Here is an 18,180-nt window from a genome sequence, read left to right on the forward strand (position 1 = left end):
TGGGGGGGGGGCGCCGGGGGCCCCCCGGGGGGGCGGGGGGCGCGGGGTGCGCGCTATACCCTTTTGGGCCCCTGGGGGGGCCCTTTTTATTACAGCCCCCACGTCGGTGCCCGCCCCGAGCTACTCGCCTTCGATGACGTCCGGCTCCACGCCCAAGTACCCCGCGACCTGCTCCACGAGCACGTCGTGGACCAGCTCCGCCAGCTCCGACGGGTCCTTCGCCCGCGCCTCCAGCGGCCGCCGGTACAGCACGATCCGGGCTCGCGTCGGCAGCCCCGTGCGGTCCACCCCCGCCGGGACCAGACGGGACAGCGGCACGGCGCCGTCGTGCAGCACGCCGTCCGCCGGCGAGTGGCCGTTCTCCCGGATCTCGGGCACGTCGTCGACCGCCACGTCGAGCTTCGTCAGCTCGTGGCGCCAGCGGGCTTCGATCGGCTCCAGCGCGTCCAGCACCAGTGCGTCGAAGCGTTCCGCGCGGCTCGCGGCGGCGGGCAGGGTCGCCGGATACAGCGTCCCGCGCAGGCCCCGGCCGTGCCGGTCCCGCCGCGAGCGCCGCCGTTGTCGGTAATCACGAGCCGTCGCCACGTCCGGAAGTCTATGCGACCGCGGTTCAGCGCGTGTCGCGCTGGAGACCTTGCGGCGACGCGCTATCGTTTCGTTTTGTGCGGAGCGTACGGAAGTGTTCGCGTACTGGCTGTCTCGAGCCAGCTGTGGCCACGCTGACGTATGCGTACAGCGACTCCACCGCCGTCGTCGGCCCGCTGGCCACCGCCTCCGAGCCGCACTCCTACGACCTCTGCGAAGCCCACGCGCTGCGGCTGACCGTGCCCAAGGGCTGGGAAGTCGTCCGGCACGAAGGGGCCTTCGCCGCGCCGGACCCGTCGGCCGACGAACTGACCGCGCTGGCCGAGGCCGTGCGCGAGGCCGGCCGTCCCGGCAAACCGGCTCCCGCGCCCGAGCCGGAGGGGCCTTCCGGGCGCCGCGGCCACCTGCGGGTCCTCCCCGGCCGCGCCTGAACGCGTAACCCTCTCACCCCGCCGGTAGGCTTTCCGCGCGGCGCAGCGGGCGCCGGGACGACTATTCGCGGGGAGACGGCGTGCCAGACCTTTCGGGCATCGTGAAGGCCTACGACATTCGCGGCGTGGTCGGCGAGCAGCTCGACGCGGACCTCGTCCGCGACTTCGGCGCCGCGTTCGCCCTGCTCATCAAGCCGGAGGCGCCGTCGGTGGTGATCGGCCACGACATGCGCGACTCCTCGCCGGGGCTCGCGGCCGCGTTCGCCGAGGGCGTCACCTCGCAGGGCCTCGACGTGGTCAGCATCGGGCTGGCCAGCACCGACCAGCTGTACTTCGCCTCGGGTTCGCTGAACATGCCGGGCGCGATGTTCACCGCCAGCCACAACCCGGCGAAGTACAACGGCATCAAGCTGTGCCGCGCCGGTGCCTCGCCGGTCGGCCAGGACACCGGGCTGGCCGAGATCCGCGACACCGTCGAGCAGGGCGTGCCCGGCTTCGAGGGCCAGCGCGGCACGATCACCGAGCGGGACGTCCTCGCCGGCTACGCCGCCTACCTGCGCAACCTCGTCGACCTGTCCGGCAGCCGGCCGCTGAAGATCGTGGTCGACGCCGGCAACGGCATGGGCGGCCACACCGTCCCCACCGTCTTCGACGGGTTGCCGATCGACATCGTGCCGATGTACTTCGAGCTCGACGGCACCTTCCCGAACCACGAGGCCAACCCGCTCGACCCGGCGAACATCGTCGACCTGCAGGCGAAGGTGCGCGAGGTCGGCGCGGACGCCGGGGTCGCCTTCGACGGCGACGCCGACCGCTGCTTCATCGTCGACGAGCGCGGCGAGCCGGTTTCGCCGAGCGCGATCACGGCGCTGGTCGCCGTCCGCGAGCTGGCCAAGGACCCGGGCGGCACGATCATCCACAACCTGATCACGTCCAAGGGCGTTCCGGAGATCGTCGCCGAGCACGGCGGCAAGCCGGTCCGCACCCGCGTGGGGCACTCGTTCATCAAGGCCGAGATGGCCCGCACCGGCGCGATCTTCGGCGGCGAGCACTCCGCGCACTACTACTTCCGCGACTTCTGGCGCGCCGACACCGGCATGCTGGCGGCGCTGCACGTGCTCGCCGCGCTCGGCGAGCAGACCGGCCCGCTGTCCGAGCTGACCAGCGCGTACTCGCGCTACGCGGCTTCGGGGGAGATCAACTCCACGGTCGACGACCAGGTCGCGAAGATGATGGCCGTCAAGGACAGCTTCGGCACCCGCTCCGGCGTCGAGCTCGACGAGCTGGACGGCCTGACCGTGCAGCTGCCGGGCGGCGCCTGGTTCAACCTGCGCCCGTCGAACACCGAACCGCTGCTCCGGCTGAACGTCGAGGCCGCGAACGCGGAGGCCGTGCAAGGGCTGGTGGACGAAGTACTCGCGATCATCCGCAGCTGACCCGTCCACGATGAAGGGCGGGCCCGCGGGCCGAACTGTGTCCTGAAGGTGCCCTTCATCACACCTTTTCGCGTGGTATGGAGGAACCATGGCCATCACGCTCGACCCCCAGCTCCTCGAGATCCTGGCGTGCCCGTCGCCGGATCACGCCCCGTTGCGCCCCGGAGCGCCGGACGACCCCGAGGCCGACGCACTGACCTGCACCGAGTGCGGCCGGGTGTACCCGGTCCGTGACGGCATCCCGGTGCTGCTCCTGGACGAAGCGACCCTGCCCGGGGACCACGGAAACTCCGATGCCGACAGTGCTTGACGACACGCTGCTCGACGACCCCGCGCGGCTGGCCGAGGCCGACAGCGCGGGGCTGCTTCGGGCTGCCGCGATGGCCGGCGCCCAGGTGCGGGCGGCCGCCGAGCTGGCCGCGGAGCTGGAGCTGTCCGACCGGCTCGACATGGGCCGCCCGCGCGCCGTCGTGCTGATCGACCGGCCGGGGGTGAGCCGCACCCTCACCCGGCTGCTGGCCGCTCTGCTGGCGCCGTCGTGCCCGGTCCCGGTGGTCGTCGCCGAGGTGGTGCCGAGCTGGATCGGCGCGCTCGACGTCGTCTTCGCGCACACCGACGACCCGGGTGACAGAGAACTCGCCGCGTCGCTGGAGCGTGCTGCCCGCTACGGCGCTTCGGTGGTGCTTTCGGCGCCGGCGGAAGGCCCGGTGGCGGCCGCCGTGGCGGGCAAGGGCGTGCTGCTGGCGCCGCGGATCCCGGTGCCGGCGGAGCTGGCGTTCCCGCGCGGCCTGGCCGCCGGGCTGCTCACCGCGAACGCGCTGGGCCTGCTGATCTCCGACGTCCAGGTGCTCGCCGACCAGCTGGACCTCGAAGCCGGGAAGGACTACCTGGCCCGGGATTCGTTCGAGAACCCGGCCAAGGCGCTCGCGCTGCGGGTCGCCGACCGCGTGCCGCTGCTGTGGGGACTGGACCCGGTCGCGGTCGCCGTCGGCGAACACGCTGCGCACGCGTTCGCCGCCCACGCGGCCACGGTGTGCGACGTCGAGGACTATCGTCAGGCCCTGGCGCGCCCCGCATTGCGGCGGGCGGCGCAATCAGGTGCCGCGGAGCGTGACATCTTCGCCGATCCGGACGATCCCTCTGGTGACATCCCCACCCGGCTGTTGCTGCTCTCGGTGCGCACCGGTCCGGCCACGGACGCGGCGCGCTACCAGGCCGAGGATCTGCTGCCGGGTGCGGACGTCATCGCGCCGGCCGAGGAGATCGAGGCCGACGAAATCGTGCGGGCCGCGGTGCTGGCGCTGCGGTTCGAACTGGCGGCGGTCTATCTCGGGCTGGCGGCGGGCAGCATCGGCGGCGCCGGTCGCTTCGCGCCCGCGACGGCGTGAGACCCGCCCAGCACCGGCTCCGGCCGGTGCCGGAGGAGTGGAGTTGAGGTGACAGTGGAGCTGCTGCGCAACGCGGTGCGGCCCTACGCCTGGGGATCGCGGACGGCGATCCCCGAGCTGCTGGGCCGGCCGATACCCGCGCCGCACCCCGAGGCCGAGCTGTGGATGGGCGCCCACCCGGGTGACCCGTCGCACGTCATCGGCCCCGACGGGACCGAGCGGAGCCTGCTCGAGCTGGTGGACGCCGACCCGGTGACCCAGCTCGGCGAGCGCTGCGCGAAGCGGTGGGGCGGGCGGCTCCCGTTCCTGTTGAAGATCCTCGCGGCGGAGGAGCCGCTGTCGATGCAGGCGCACCCGTCGGCGGCCCAGGCCGCGGAGGGACACGCCCGCGAGGAACGGCTGGGCATCCCGCGCGAGGCGGCGAACCGCAACTACCCGGACCCGACGGCGAAGCCGGAGCTGGTCTGCGCGCTGACGGAGTTCCACGCGCTGGCCGGGTTCCGTGCTCCCGACCGCACGATGAAGCTGCTGAAGGCGATCGAGACGCCGGGGCTGGCCAACTACACCGGGCTGCTGGAGGCCCAGCCGGACCCGTCCGGGCTGCGGGCGCTGTTCACGACGTGGATCACGCTGCCGCAGTCGTCACTCGACAGGCTGCTGCCGGAGGTCCTGGACGCGTGCATCCGGCACGTCCAGGAGCACGGCGAGTTCGCGGTCGAGTGCCGCACGATCCTGGAGCTCGGCGAGGCCCACCCGCGCGACGCGGGCGTGCTGGCGGCGTTGCTGCTGAACCGCCTGACGCTGCGCGCGGGCGAGGCGATCTACCTGCCGGCCGGCAACCTGCACCTGTACCTGCACGGTACGGCCGTGGAGATCCTGGCGAACTCGGACAACATCCTGCGGTGCGGGTTGACGCCGAAGCACGTGGACGTCCCCGAGCTGCTGCGCGTGGTCGACTTCGCGTGCGGCGAAATGCCGGTCCAGTGCGGTGATTCCGGGGGGCGCATGGCGGTGTACCGCACGGACGCCCCGGAGTTCGAGCTGTCCCGCGTGGAGTGGGCGGCGGGCCAGGACGACGAGATTTCGGTCGACAGCGTGGGCCCCCAGATCCTCCTGTGCACGGCGGGCAACCTCCTGGTGACAGCGGACGACGGCGAGCGGGTCGAGCTGCGCCGTGGTCAGTCGGTGTGGCTGCCGGCGGCGGACCCGCCGGTGAAGATCCGCGCCTTGGGTGGGGAACGGGCGCAGCTCTTCCGCGCGACCGCAGGCAACTGCGAGGACTGACCCCCGCCGGGTCGCCACACGTCTCCAGCAGGCCGGCTCACGTACCTGATGATGGGGTCGGCTCGCGTACCTGCCGGGTCGGCCGGCGTGCCCGGAGGGTCGGCCTGCGTGCCTGGTGGGTCGGCCGGAAACCGGCGCCCAGGTGCCGGAGCCAACGAGTCCTGGTGCGCGAGTCGACTGTCCAGGTACGCGGGCCGACCGCCGAGGTGGGCGGGGCCGCCTGTCTGGTGCGCGGGTGTGCCGCGGGTTTCTGTGTGCGTTCCGTGTGGCGGCGTCCGCCACGATCGACACCAAGGGGGACCCTGGTGCGCTGATGCGCGCCGCCGGGTCCGCAGGGGGTGGCGCCGGTCGATTTCGCCCGGCGTCCGTGGGCGTGAGGTGGTGCCGCGAGGGGGCGGCACCACCTCGGCGGCCAACCCGGCGGCCGAGGCGAGGCGGGTGGTGCGGTGAGGGGCAGCACCATCCCGTCTTGCCCGGTGGATCACCTCGGCGAGGGGGGCGTCCTGGCCGAGCACGCCAAAAGTTGGCGCCCGGCCAGGCCAGCTGGCGTGCCAGGCCAGGTTATCGAGGGGCACTCGGCAGGGCGGCCCGGCGCGGGAGCAAGCCATGTGAGCGCTGTACGGTCCCGGTCGGGCCGGTTCGGTGCGGGGTGGCGCCTGGCAGGTCAGGTAAGCGCCGTGCGGTCCGGTCAGGCCGGTTCGGTGCGGAGGCAGCGCCCCAGCGAGCCAGGCGGGCCCCCTCAGGCCGGCTCGGTGAGAGCGAGCAGCGCCCGGCGAAGCGCGGCCGCGCTGGCGTCGCGCGGGTCGAGCAGCTCCGCGGCCTCGGTCGCCGCCGCCTCGGCCGCTGCCGGCTCTCCCGTGGCTTCGTACGCGCGCTTCAACACCAGCCACGTCAGGCCGGTTGCCGCTCTGCCGCCCATCTCGCGGCACTCGTCCAAGCACGCCCGGAGCACCGGGATCGCCTGGGCCGCCCGGCCTTCGCCGATCCAGGCCGCCGCCAGCGCCCGGGTGCACGACAGCTCTCGCGGCCGCTCGTCCAGCTCTCGCGCCAGCTCGCGGGCCTCGCCGAACGACGCCGTCGCTTCCTCTCGCGCGCCCGTTGCCGCCGAGATCGCGCCCCGGGTTCGCAACGACTTGGCCAGCGCCGAGCGCGCCATCGTGCCGCGCAGCAGGTCCACCGACTCCGCGATCGCCGCCACCGCGCCCGCGTCTTCGCCCGTCAGCAGCGATGACCACGCGAACCCGTGCAACGCCTCGCCGAGCACCCGGGCGTCGCCGGTCGAGCGGGCCGCCGCCAGCGCCGTCCGGTCGACTTCGCGGGCGTCTTCGATGCGGCCGAGCCGCAGCAAGGCCGCCGACTCCGCCGCCCGGACCCACCCGAGCTCGGCCGGCGAACCGTCCACAGTGAACAGTTCGCGGGCGTGGGCCGCCGTCTGCAGGGCCTCCTCCGCGCGGCCGAGGCCGATCAGGCAGTGCGCCAGGTTCGCCGAAACCCACGCGTGGGTGCGGCGGTCGCCGTGTGCCTCCAGTTCCTTGGCGCACGCGCGGTATCGGACTGCGGCCTCCTCGTACTCGCCGCGCGCGTGCCGCAACAGCGTCAGCGTGGCCTCGGCGACCGTCGCCAGCGGTGGGCCCGCGTCCAAGACCGCCTCGTACGCCGCGCGCATGTCGGCGTACTGCCCGTGCAGGTACAGGTAGACGCCGAGCCGGTCGAGCAGCAGCAGGGCGTCCCGCGGGCCCAGCGTGCCGATGAGCGCCAGGAGGTTCGCGCGCTCGGCGGCGAACCAGTCGTCCGGACGCGCCAGCAGCCGCTCCACCAGCTCATCCGGCAACGGCTGCGCGGGCGGCTCGTGGGCCGGGGACGGCATCGGCACCGTGCGCGGGAGCCGGGCCGCCGCCGCGTCGGCGAGGGCGAGCGTGGCCGCCAGCACCGTCCGGAGGCCTTCGCTGCGCGCCGGTTCGCCGAGCTCCGCCGCGTACAGCCGGACGAGGTCGTGCATCCGGTAGCGGCCTTCGCCTGTCGCGTCCGCCCCGCGCGCCTCCAGGAGGCTCGCTTCGACGAGCTCTTCGACGGCTTCGTCCGGGTCGTCCACCAGAGTGGTGACCGCCCAGGCCGGCAGGTCGGCGAGGCGGCACCGGCCGAGCAGCCGGAACGCTCGCTGCGCGGGCGGCCGCAGGCCTTCGTAGCTCAGCGCGATGCTGCTCCGGACGGCGAGATCGCTCACGGTCAGTTCGTCGAGGCGCCGGACCTCGTCCTCCAGCCGGCCGGCCAGCTCGCCGAGCCGCAGGTGCGGGCGGATGGCCAGCCGGCTGCCCGCGATCCGCAGCGCCAGCGGCAGCCGCGCGCACGCGGTGATGATCCGCTCGGCGTCGGCACGTTCCCGGGCCACCCGCGCCCCCGCGAGCCGGTGCAGCAATTCGGCGGCGTCGGCGCCGGAGAGAGGGCCGACCGCCAGCCGGTGCGCGCCGGCGAGCCCGCTCAGCCGGCGGCGGCTCGTCACGAGCACCGCGCAGCCCGGCGTGCCCGGCAGCAGCGTGCGGACGTGCTCGGGGTCGACGGCGTCGTCGAGCACCACCAGCACCCGCCGGTCGGTGAGCCGGCCGCGGAACACCGCCGCGCGCGCCCGCACGTCGTCCGGGACGGCCGGGCCGGGGACGCCCAGTGCGCGCAGCAGGTCGGCCAGCACCTCGCCGATTTCGCGGCCCGCCAGCGGCACGTACAGCTGGCCGTCCGGGAACCGTGCGCGCAGCCGGTGCGCGGCGCGCACGGCGAGGGTGCTCTTGCCCGCGCCCGGCTCGCCGCTGAGCACCGCGACCGGGACGCCGCCGCCCGCCCCGAGCACGCCGGTCAGCTCCGCCAGCTCGGCGTCGCGGCCGGTGAAGTCCCCGATGTCCGGCGGGAGCTGGCAGACCGGCCACACCGCCGGCGGCAGCCGCGGCACCGGGTCTTCGCCGCGCAGGACGGCCGCGTGCACCCGCCGGGCCTCCGCCCCGGGCTCGACGCCGAGCTCCTCGATCAGCGTGCTCCGCAGCCGCCGGTAGACCTCCAGCGCGCTGCCCTGCTGCCCGGCCCGGTGCAGCGCGATCATCAGCTGCGCGGCCGGCCGTTCGCGCAGCGGGTGCTCGGCGATCATGGCCTGCAGCTCGCCGGTCAGCTCGCCGTGCCGCCCGGCCGCCAGCTCCGCGTCGACGCAGTCCTCGAACACGGCGAGGCGTTCGGACTCCAGCCGGGCGATGTCGGCGCCGAGCCGCGGCACGTGCAGCCCGGCCAGCACCGGCCCCCGCCACAGCGCGAGCGCCCGCCGGTAGTGCCCCGCGGCGGCCACCGGATCCCCCGTCCGCCGCCCTTCGGCGACCGCGGACCGGAAGACGAGCAGGTCGAGCTCCTCCGGTTCGACGTGCAGCCGGTAGCCGGGCGGCCCGTGCTCCACCCGCAGGCCCTCGATCCGGTCGCGCAGGCGCGAGAGGTAGGTGTGCAGGTTGGACGTGGCCGACTTGGGTGGCCCCTCCGGCCACAGCGCCTCGACCAGCACGTCGACGGGGACGTGCTGGCCGGCGTTGAGCAGCAGCACGGCCAGCAGCGTGCGCTGCCGCGCACCGCGCAGAACCGCCCACCGGCCCGGCGGGCTCTCGACGGCGAGCGGACCGAGCACGGCGAAGTGCGCCATGTCACCTTCCCGGGTGTGGTCGGCAGGAAAAACCACGGTAGCGAAGGGGTACGACAGAACCGGCGGCCGCGGTTCACCCGGTCGGGACGGTCGCCGCCGCGGGTTCCCATTAGGCTCCACCCGGACATTTCAGGACCTACCAGGGGAGCGGTCGTGTCAGCTGGAGGCGGAACCAAGGCGATCCTCGCCGCACTCGGGGCCAACGCCGGGATCGCGGCGGCGAAGTTCGCCGGCTTCCTCGTCACGGGGTCGTCGTCGATGCTGGCCGAGTCCGTGCACTCGCTGGCCGACACCACCAACCAGGGCCTGCTGCTGCTCGGCCAGAAGACGTCGAAGCGGGAAGCCGACCAGGAGCACCCCTTCGGCTACGGCCGCGACCGGTACTTCTACTCCTTCATCGTCGCGCTGATGCTCTTCACGCTCGGCTCGGCTTTCGCGTTCTACGAAGGCATCCACAAGATCGGCCACCCGGAGCCGCTCGAGTCGCCGATCGTCGCCGTGATCATCCTGGTCGTCGCGGTCGCGCTGGAGGGCTACAGCTTCTACACCGCCATCGGCGAGTCGAAGAAGATCAAGGGCAACACGACCTGGTGGGGCTTCATCCGCCAGGCGAAGGAGCCCGAGCTGCCCGTGGTGCTGCTCGAGGACGCCGGCGCGCTGCTCGGTCTCGTCTTCGCCCTGCTGGGGGTCGGACTGTCGGTCGTCACGGACAACCCGGTCTGGGACGGCATCGGCACCCTCGCCATCGGCGCGCTGCTCGGCGTCATCGCGATCATCCTCATCATCGAGATGAAGAGCCTGCTCATCGGCGAAGGCGCCAACGAGGGCGTGCTCGCGACGATCGTCGACGAGCTCGCCGCGGGCAAGGTCGAGCGCGTCATCCACATCCGCACCCAGTACCTGGGCCCGGACGAGCTGCTCGTCGCGGCGAAGCTGGCGCTGGTGCCGGGGCTCGACACCGCCGAGGTCGCGATGGCCATCGACGACGCGGAGGCCCGTGTCCGCGCCAAGGTGCCGGTGGCCAAGCTGATCTACCTCGAACCGGACCTGGACCGCAATCTCACGCATTAGCCGAAGATCTGCCCCGCCTTTTCGGTGAGCCGTCACGGACCTGACCCGATAGGGTGACCTACTGCGATACATGCAGGCCAGCCGCAGGAGGTCAACGGTGCCCGGAACGGGATTGTGGCGCACGAAATCGATCGAACAGTCCATTGCGGACACCGACGAGCCGGACACCAAGCTCCGGCGGAACCTGAGCGCGTGGGACCTCACGGTCTTCGGCGTCGCGGTCGTCATCGGTGCCGGCATCTTCACGCTGACCGCGCGCACCGCGGGTGACTACGCCGGGCCGTCGGTATCGCTGGCCTTCGTGTTCGCCGCGATCGCCTGCGCGCTGGCGGCGCTCTGCTACGCGGAGTTCGCCTCGACCGTGCCGGTCGCGGGCAGCGCGTACACGTTCTCCTACGCCACCTTCGGCGAGTTCATGGCGTGGATCATCGGCTGGGACCTGATCCTCGAGCTCGCCGTCGGTGCGGCGGCGGTGTCCAAGGGCTGGTCGGTGTACCTGGAGACGGTGCTCGGCTACCTCTTCGGCAAGGGCACCAAGACGACGTTCGACATCGGCAGCGTGACCGTCGACTGGGGCGCGCTGCTCGTCGTGGCGATCCTGACGACGCTGCTGGCCGTCGGCACCAAGCTGTCGTCGCGGGTGTCGATGGTGATCACCGGGATCAAGGTCGCCGTGGTGCTGTTCGTGATCATCCTCGGGTTCTTCTACATCAAGGGCGCCAACTACACGCCCTACATCCCGCCGGGCGAGACGGGCGGAGCCGGCCAGACGGGTGTCGACCAGTCGCTGTTCTCCCTGATCGCCGGCGGCGCGAGCAGCTCGTTCGGCGTCTTCGGCCTGCTGGCCGGCGCTTCGCTGGTGTTCTTCGCGTTCATCGGCTTCGACATCGTCGCGACCACCGCGGAGGAGACGAAGAACCCGCAGAAGGCCGTGCCGCGCGGGATCATGGGCTCGCTGGCCATCGTCACGGTGCTGTACGTCGCGGTGTCGCTCGTGGTCGTCGGCATGACGTCGTACAAGGACCTCGCGACCAAGGCCGGCGACGGCAGCCACAAGACCCTCGCCACGGCGTTCTCCGCGAACGGCGTCGACTGGGCGGCGAACATCATTTCGTTCGGCGCGCTGGCCGGTCTGACCACCGTCGTCATGGTGCTGATGCTGGGCCAGGTCCGGATCATCTTCGCGATGTCCCGCGACGGCCTGATGCCGCGCGGGCTGGCGAAGACCGGCGAGCACGGCACGCCGAAGCGGGCGACGCTCATCGTCGGTGGCCTGGTCGCGCTGGCGGCCGGCTTCTTCCCGGCCGACAAGCTCGAGGAAATGGTCAACGTCGGCACGCTCTTCGCCTTCGTGCTCGTGTCGGCGGGCGTGCTGATCCTGCGCCGGACCCGGCCGGACCTGCCGCGCGCGTTCAAGGTGCCGCTGGTGCCGCTCGTCCCGATCCTGGCCATCCTCGCCTGCCTGTGGCTGATGCTGAACCTGACCGTGCTGACCTGGCTGCGGTTCGTCGCCTGGATGGTGCTGGGCGTGGTGCTCTACTTCGGGTACAGCCGCCGGCATTCGCTGCTCGGCAAGCGGCAGGCCGATGGGGTCGACGAACCCGTGAAGTCGCCCGAAGCCTGACTTGCGCGATAAAAGCCCCGCCTGCCTGGACGCCCAGGTCGGCGGGGCTTTTTGCGTTTGGTTGCTTAATGCGAGGTTACGACTTGATCAAGACGATCTTGCGATTTGTACCCAAAGGGGGACCCCCTGTAAGCGGCTGGGTGACGTGCGATACCTTTCGATCCTTCGTGTGCCACTGACGGGTGAATTACAGCCGCGTGATTCCCACGTTCAGTGGTGCCGCGTCCCCCGATTTTGCCGTTCATCCCCGTTCGGTACTGGAGAACTCATGCGCAGACGTTCCTTCCGCGGCGCCGTGGCGGTCATGGCGCTCACCACCGCTGCCCTGATCGGGACCGCCGGTTCCGCCCTGGCCTGCTACAGCGACGACAACCGTCCCCACCCGACGCCGGGTAAGCCGACGCCCTGTGCCGACGGCCAGGTCCTCGACCAGAAGGACGTCGTCTCCGAGCTGACGAAGAACAACACCCGGCTGAACATCAAGTCGGTCAACGAGGGTGTCACGGTCACCCGCATCGTCGTCGTCGGCGGCGACGACGGCTTCAACGACTACACGCCGGGCAAGAAGCTGGACAAGAACGCGCCGTGGAACGACCTGCGCGCGCCGTTCAACTTCAACGGCAGCCAGCCGAAGATCGACAAGTGGTTCCTGTGCGGCTCGAAGACCACCAAGCCGACCGCGCCCGTCACGACGCCGGCCACCAAGACGTCGACGCCGCCGACCACGACGGCCACGAAGCCGAGCACCCCGGCGACCTCGGCGACTTCCGTCTCGCCGACCAGCACGACCGCCGCGGCCGTCGTCCCGGCGGGCAACGAGTCGGGCACCGGTGGCGGCCTGGCCAACACCGGTTTCGACAACAGCTGGCTGATCTGGGTCGGCGCGCTGCTGCTCGCCGCCGGTGGCGGCCTGCTCGCGCTGCTGAAGTTCCGCCGCAAGGCTTCCTAGTCCGCTGGTGAAGCCGAGCTAGTCCACGGCTGAAGGCCCCTCGCTCCGCGCGCGAGGGGCCTTCACCGTTTCGGGGGGAAGTCCCCGAACAGCGAGCCCTGCTCGCCCCAGGACGGCTTGCCGAGGCCGGCCGCCATCGCGACGGCGTGGTCCCACTCGGCGTCGACCACGTAGTCCTGGTGCTTGAGCACCCCCGGCGCCCAGCGGTGCCGCCCGGTCGGGCCGCGCAGCGGGTCCGGCAGCCAGTGGTCGCCGCCGAGGATCAGGACGCCGTTGGCGTCGGCCGCCGCCGACACCGGGCCGCAGCCGCCGTCCGGGAGGAACCCGACACCGTGCAGCCGCCGGTCGGCGACCGAGTGCCGCCAGGTCGTCACGCCGCCGCCGAAGATGTCGGTGCCGCGGCACAGTGCCCGCCAGCGGCCGTCCAGATCGGCGAAGAGCCGTTCCAGCGCTTCCTGCGGTAGCAACGCCGGGAAAGCGCGCTGGTAGCCCCACTGCAGCGGCGACCCGGCGGTCAGCACGCCGACGCGCTCGAGGTCCGCTTCCGGCAGTTCGGCCGCCAGCCGGGCGGCGGCCATGATCGTCAGCAGGCTGCCGAGGTTGTAGCCGGAGAGCACCACGCGCGTGCCGGGTTCGGCGAGGTGCTCACGCGCCCGCGCGGCCAGTTCCGGGACGACCTTCAGCGCGTAGCAGGGCGGGACCGTCGGGTGCGCCGCCCGCGGCCAGAAGCAGACGAGGTCGGCCAGCGCCCCGAGGTGGCGGCTGCGCTGCGGGGTGCGCGCGGCCGTGTAGACCACGCGCAGCAGGCCGGCGGCCAGCGCGCCGAGCGCGACCACGCCGATCGCGGACAGCGGGCCGAACCAGCCGGGGACCAGCCCGAACCCGAACCGCAGCACCAGCAGGGCCGCGCCGCCGGCGGACATCGCGCTCGCGACCGCCAGCGCCAGGTGGTGCAGGTGCCGCCGTTCCCAGGCCGAGCGCGCCCAGGCCGCCGCGGCCTGGGCCTCCTGGCGCTCGTCGTGCTCCATCAGCTCGACGATCTCGGGGGTGCCCCGCCGCAGCCGCCGCAACGGGACGGCGACCGCGAAACCCAGCACACCGAGCACCGCGGCCAGGGCCAGCCCGGCGCCCCACAGGACGGTGACCAGCAAATACGTGTCGGGCACCTTCAGGTGCTCCGCCCCGGAAAGGTGTCGGAGCGCTTCGGCGAGCCCCGCCCCGAACCCGCCGCCGAGCAGGCCGGCCAGCGCGAGCACCGGCGCGGCCGCCCAGCCGCCCATCCACGGCCGCAGCCGCTGCGGCTTGTGCTTCCAGCCGGGCCGGGCCAGCAGCGCCGCCGGGGCGAGGAACAGGGCGAACAGCACCGTGACGGCGACCAGGGCCGCGCCGAGGCCTTCGACGACGGCGTTCGTGCCGGGCAGCGGGCCCGCGCCCGGCCCGTGCGAAAGCACGAGCCGCACCGCGGCCACGACGACGAGCAGGGTCGCGAAAGCGAGCACGCCGGGCCGGGCGAACCGGCCGGTGTCGACGCCGATCGCGGCCGCGGCGACGGTGGCGAGCACCACCGCCAGCGTGACGATCCAGGCCACGAGATCGACGGTGCCGCCGGGTGCGCGGAACGGGCCCCCGAGCAGCAGCAGCGCGACCGAGGCCAGCGCCGCGACGGTGTGCAGGCAGCGCAGGGCCGGTGTCTCCGGGTCGGCGCGCATCCGCAGCGGGCCGCCGGTGAGGTCGCCGTCGGCGTGCACCGCCCAGGTCGCGCTGGAAATCCGGTGCAGGACGAAGATCACGGCCAGCAGCGGCAGCACGCCGACGGCGATCCGGGCGCCCGCCGTCCGCAGCACGTCGGGGACCGCCGGCAGGCAGCCCGATCCGGGCGCGAGGCACTGCGTGGCGAAGAGGTCGAGCGCGATCGCCGCGAGCTGGCCCATCAGCAGCATCGTCAGCAACAGGGCACCCACGCGCAGCAGCCCGCGGCACACGGCGCCGAGGACACGCGCGAGGCGGCGGCCCGGCGGGACCGGCGGCAGCATCCAGAAACAGACGTTGGCCAGGGAGAACGGGAACAGCAGCGCCCAGGTGGCCTTCGCGGCGCCGCCCGAGGTCATGCCGTGCCAGAGGTAGCCCTCGAGCGTCCGGGGGATCGACCGGCCCAGCGCCGGCAGCACCGGCCCGGGTGCCGGGCGGCGCAGCCGGTCCGCCGGGCGGACCACGCGGCCCAGGCCGTCGCCGGCGACGTCGACGGTCGAAACCGCGTCGAGCAGCGTTTCCCCGCTGGTGCCCACGAGCCCGGCGACGCGGATTTCCACGACGCGGGTGTCCGAGCCGGGCATGGGCACGGTAAGGGCCTCCTAACACTTCTAGGGACAGTCGAGCGGACAACGGTAGTGTTCTGGTGTCATCGAGTCTTGGAGGAATCGCCACTATGACCCCCGAAAGCGTTGCCAAGCGGCACGAGACCCGCAACGGCATCGAGTTCGCCGTCGCCGACCTCGAGGCCGCCGAGTTCGGCCGCAAGGAAATCCGCCTCGCCGAACACGAAATGCCGGGACTGATGGCGCTGCGGCGCGAATACGCGGAGGTCTACCCGCTGCGCGGGGCGCGCGTGTCGGGCTCGCTGCACATGACCGTGCAGACCGCGGTGCTGATCGAGACGCTGGTGGCGCTGGGCGCCGAGGTGCGCTGGGCGTCCTGCAACATCTTCTCGACGCAGGACCACGCGGCCGCGGCGATCGTCGTCGGCCCGCACGGCACGCCCGAGGAGCCCAAGGGTGTCCCGGTCTTCGCGTGGAAGGGCGAGTCGCTCGAGGAGTACTGGTGGTGCACCGAGCGGATGCTCACCTGGGACGGCGAGGGTCCCAACATGATCCTCGACGACGGCGGTGACGCCACCATGCTGGTGCACAAGGGCACCGAGTACGAGAAGTCGGGCGTCGTGCCGACCCCGGACGAGAACACCTCGGACGAGTTCCGCGTGTTCCTCGAGCTGCTGCGCGCGTCGGTCGCTTCGGACAAGGACAAGTGGACGAAGATCGGCGCGGGCATCCGCGGCGTCACCGAGGAGACCACGACCGGCGTCCTGCGCCTCTACCAGCTGGCGGCGGCGGGCGAGCTGCTGTTCCCGGCGATCAACGTCAACGACGCGGTGACGAAGTCGAAGTTCGACAACCGCTACGGCATCCGCCACTCCCTGATCGACGGCATCAACCGCGGCACCGACGTGCTGATCGGCGGCAAGGTCGCGGTGGTCTGCGGCTACGGCGACGTCGGCAAGGGCGCGGCGGAGTCCCTGCGCGGCCAGGGCGCGCGGGTGATCGTCACCGAGATCGACCCGATCTGCGCGCTGCAGGCGGCGATGGACGGCTACGCGGTCCGCAAGCTCGAGAGCGTGCTGCCCGAGGCCGACATCATCATCACCACCACCGGCAACAAGGACGTCGTGCTGGTGGAGCACATGGCGAAGATGAAGCACCAGGCGATCCTGGGCAACATCGGCCACTTCGACAACGAGCTCGACATGGCGGGCCTGGCGCGGTACCCGGGCATCCGCCGGATCAACATCAAGCCGCAGGTCGACGAGTGGATCTTCCCGAACGGCAACACGATCATCGTGCTGTCCGAGGGCCGGCTGCTCAACCTGGGCAACGCGACCGGGCACCCGTCGTTCGTGATGTCGAACAGCTTCTCGAACCAGGTGATCGCGCAGATCGAGCTGTTCACCAAGCACGAGGAGTACGACAAGGAGGTCTTCCGCCTCCCGAAGAAGCTCGACGAGAAGGTGGCTCGCATTCACCTGGACGCCCTGGGTGGCGAGCTGACCAAGCTCACCAAGGAGCAGGCCGAGTACATCGACGTGGACGTCGAAGGCCCGTTCAAGCCGGAGCACTACCGGTACTGAGGTTTTCGCGTTTCAGCTGGCCAGGGCCGCCCCGGAAGTGTTCGGGGCGGCCCTTTGTTTTGCGCTTGTGACAGTGATAGCACAAATATGTGACGTGTTATCATGGAGTCGTGAAACAGTTGATCACGAGGATCGACGACGAGCTGCACGCCCGGCTGAAGGCGCTGGCCGAAGCTCAAGGGCGCAGCATGAACGACCTGGTCACGGAGGCGTTGAGGGGCGTTGTGGCAAAGACGGAAACCGCGCTCGAGCGGAGAAACCGCCTGGTGGCGGAAGGCAAACTGATCGCGTTCGTGCCGGAGGGCGAAGCGCCGGGGCACGACGAGCTGGAAAAGCGCTCGCGTGGCTGGGGCACGGCCGTCAGCGAGGCACTCGACTGGACCCGGGGTGAATGGTGACCGTCTTCTACGCCGACACGAGCGCCGTGGTCGGGGCCTACCTCACCGACGAGGCCGACCACGCCGAACTGCGGGAGCTCCTGATCGACGGTGGGCACCTCGTGCTCACCAGCGAGCTGACCCGGCTGGAGTGCGCCAGCGCCTTCGCCGCGGCCAAGCGGACCGGGCGGATCCCGGATGCCCGCGAGTTCTTGGCCCAGTTCGACCAGGACACGCGCACGGTGCTGGGGGTGATCCCGCTGGCACCGCATCGGATCTTCCCGGCAGCTCGGCGGCTGGTCACCGACGACTACCCGGTGCGCACGCTCGACGCGATCCACCTCGCGGTCGCGATGCACGACACCGCCGAACTCACCGGTGGTGAGCCGGTCACCTTCGTCACCCGCGACGAGCGTCAGGCCGATGCCGCCAAGGCCAACGGATTCGAGGTGCGGTGAGCGTCGACCTCTTCGCCGGCATCGGCGTCCGGGACTACGCCGGGGCGCTCGCCTGGTACGAGAAGCTCTTCGGCTCGCCGCCGACGTACGTCGTCAGCGACACCGAAGCGCTCTGGGAGGTGACCGGGCACGGGTCGGTCGTCGTCGAGTTGCGGCCCGAACGGGCGGGGCGGGCGTTTCATACCCTCTTCGTCGACGACCTCGACGCGCGCGTCGCCGCCATCTCGGCGCGCGGCATCGAGCCCGCTGATCGGGAGACGTACGGCAACGGCGTGCGCAAGATCATCTACCGCGACCCCGAGGGAAACGAGCTCGGCATCGGTGGCGGTCCGGCGTAGCCTGGTGCCGTTCTTGGCTTCACGAACCTCACGGCCCGGTAGGTAGTCCGGGCGGCTCGCTCAGGGCTCGTTGTCCCGCTTCGGCGGGAAACCGGTGACGCCAGGCTGATCCGTCACGCCTGGAGGTTTCCCGATGAGCGGGGTGTTCACGCTGTACCACGACGGCCGGTTCTGGATCGGCGTCTACGAAATCCACGAAGACGGCCTGGTCCGAGCGGCGCGCCACGTCTTCGGCACCGAGCCCACCAACGCCGAGCTGTCGGCGTTCGCCGCCGGCCGCGACTTCGCCCGCTTGGCCGACGAAGCCCGCGCGGCCCCGCCGACCCCGGCCGAGCAGCGGCCGACCGCCCGTCTCAACGCCAAGCGCCTCGCGAAGCTGGCGAAGAAGGCCCAAGAGGACAAGGGCATCGGCACGGCCGCCCAGCGCGCCCTGCGCGACGCGGTCACCCACCGAGCGGCCGAGAATAAAGCGGCCCGCAAACGCCGCGCGGCCACCGAGGCCGCTCGCCGCCGGGCCTTGGCGCGGGCCAAGGCCCGCGCCAAACACCGCGGCCACTAGCGATGCCCAACCAGCCACGCGAGTCGGCCGCCCAATCACGCGAGTTGGCTGCTCAATCACGCGAGCCGACCCTCTAGGAGCGCGAGCCGACCCGCTGGGTACGCGGGCCGACCCG

Annotated in this window: 16 protein-coding genes; 13 read left to right on the top strand and 3 right to left on the bottom strand. The window is 72.1% G+C overall.

The genetic code is table 11. The features are described from left to right. Positions 1-120: 120 nt before the first annotated feature. A complete protein-coding gene (locus AB0F52_RS20900; protein WP_103341201.1) occupies positions 121-585 on the bottom strand; it encodes a metallopeptidase family protein in 465 nt (154 codons plus the stop codon). 77 nt (positions 586-662) lie between these two features. Between AB0F52_RS20900 and AB0F52_RS20905 the strand changes: the two genes are divergently transcribed. From AB0F52_RS20905 to manA, 5 genes are all read left to right on the top strand, one after another. Then, positions 663-1,016, top strand: a complete 354-nt coding sequence (locus AB0F52_RS20905; RefSeq protein ID WP_026468546.1) for a DUF3499 domain-containing protein — start codon at positions 663-665, stop codon at positions 1,014-1,016. Between the two features lie 80 nt (positions 1,017-1,096). Then, complete coding sequence (locus AB0F52_RS20910) at positions 1,097-2,452, top strand: phosphomannomutase/phosphoglucomutase (RefSeq protein ID WP_360173249.1); 1,356 nt, start codon at positions 1,097-1,099, stop codon at positions 2,450-2,452. Between the two features lie 88 nt (positions 2,453-2,540). Continuing rightward, a complete protein-coding gene (locus tag AB0F52_RS20915) occupies positions 2,541-2,762 on the top strand; it encodes a Trm112 family protein (RefSeq protein WP_360173252.1) in 222 nt (73 codons plus the stop codon). Next, positions 2,746-3,840 carry a hypothetical protein gene (locus AB0F52_RS20920; protein WP_360173255.1) on the top strand — a complete coding sequence of 365 codons (1,095 nt, stop codon included), beginning with the start codon at positions 2,746-2,748 and terminating at the stop codon, positions 3,838-3,840. Before AB0F52_RS20915 ends, AB0F52_RS20920 begins: the two co-directional genes overlap by 17 nt. 54 nt (positions 3,841-3,894) lie before the next feature. Next, entirely contained in the window at positions 3,895-5,124 is a 1,230-nt protein-coding gene (gene manA / locus AB0F52_RS20925) for a mannose-6-phosphate isomerase, class I (protein WP_360174005.1), read from the top strand. Between the two features lie 739 nt (positions 5,125-5,863). Here the strand turns inward: manA and AB0F52_RS20930 are convergent. Next, positions 5,864-8,791, bottom strand: a complete 2,928-nt coding sequence (locus tag AB0F52_RS20930) for a BTAD domain-containing putative transcriptional regulator (protein ID WP_360173258.1) — start codon at positions 8,789-8,791, stop codon at positions 5,864-5,866. A 153-nt stretch (positions 8,792-8,944) separates the two neighbouring features. On the opposite strand from AB0F52_RS20930, the gene AB0F52_RS20935 reads away from it, so the two are divergent. From AB0F52_RS20935 to AB0F52_RS20945, 3 genes are all read left to right on the top strand, one after another. Continuing rightward, positions 8,945-9,862, top strand: coding sequence for a cation diffusion facilitator family transporter (locus AB0F52_RS20935; RefSeq protein WP_360173261.1), 918 nt, complete (start codon positions 8,945-8,947; stop codon positions 9,860-9,862). Positions 9,863-9,959: 97 nt separating this feature from the next. After that, entirely contained in the window at positions 9,960-11,486 is a 1,527-nt protein-coding gene (locus AB0F52_RS20940) for an amino acid permease (RefSeq protein ID WP_360173264.1), read from the top strand. Positions 11,487-11,754: 268 nt separating this feature from the next. Further along, positions 11,755-12,435 (top strand): LPXTG cell wall anchor domain-containing protein, encoded by a 681-nt coding sequence (locus AB0F52_RS20945; RefSeq protein ID WP_360173267.1) that lies wholly within the window; start codon positions 11,755-11,757, stop codon positions 12,433-12,435. Between the two features lie 62 nt (positions 12,436-12,497). Here the strand turns inward: AB0F52_RS20945 and AB0F52_RS20950 are convergent, their stop codons facing one another. Beyond that, positions 12,498-14,768 (bottom strand): hypothetical protein, encoded by a 2,271-nt coding sequence (locus AB0F52_RS20950; protein WP_360173270.1) that lies wholly within the window; start codon positions 14,766-14,768, stop codon positions 12,498-12,500. A gap of 92 nt (positions 14,769-14,860) precedes the next feature. Between AB0F52_RS20950 and ahcY the strand changes: the two genes are divergently transcribed. The 5 genes from ahcY (at position 14,861) to AB0F52_RS20975 (ending at position 18,065) form a co-directional block, all read left to right on the top strand. Continuing rightward, on the top strand, positions 14,861-16,333 hold the full coding sequence (gene ahcY / locus AB0F52_RS20955) for an adenosylhomocysteinase (RefSeq protein ID WP_360173274.1): 1,473 nt from the start codon (positions 14,861-14,863) through the stop codon (positions 16,331-16,333). A gap of 110 nt (positions 16,334-16,443) precedes the next feature. Continuing rightward, a complete protein-coding gene (locus AB0F52_RS20960; protein ID WP_360173277.1) occupies positions 16,444-16,731 on the top strand; it encodes a toxin-antitoxin system HicB family antitoxin in 288 nt (95 codons plus the stop codon). Continuing rightward, the gene (locus AB0F52_RS20965; RefSeq protein WP_360173280.1) at positions 16,725-17,168 is read left to right on the top strand and encodes a type II toxin-antitoxin system VapC family toxin; all 444 of its coding nucleotides are present in this window, start codon (positions 16,725-16,727) and stop codon (positions 17,166-17,168) included. The genes AB0F52_RS20960 and AB0F52_RS20965 overlap by 7 nt, the downstream gene beginning before the upstream one ends. Beyond that, positions 17,165-17,506 (top strand): VOC family protein, encoded by a 342-nt coding sequence (locus AB0F52_RS20970; RefSeq protein ID WP_360173283.1) that lies wholly within the window; start codon positions 17,165-17,167, stop codon positions 17,504-17,506. The genes AB0F52_RS20965 and AB0F52_RS20970 overlap by 4 nt, the downstream gene beginning before the upstream one ends. A gap of 133 nt (positions 17,507-17,639) precedes the next feature. Beyond that, positions 17,640-18,065, top strand: coding sequence for a YjdF family protein (locus AB0F52_RS20975; protein WP_360173286.1), 426 nt, complete (start codon positions 17,640-17,642; stop codon positions 18,063-18,065). Positions 18,066-18,180: the final 115 nt, after the last annotated feature.

It is taken from the genome of Amycolatopsis sp. NPDC024027, assembly GCF_040638975.1.
GTDB lineage: Bacteria > Actinomycetota > Actinomycetes > Mycobacteriales > Pseudonocardiaceae > Amycolatopsis.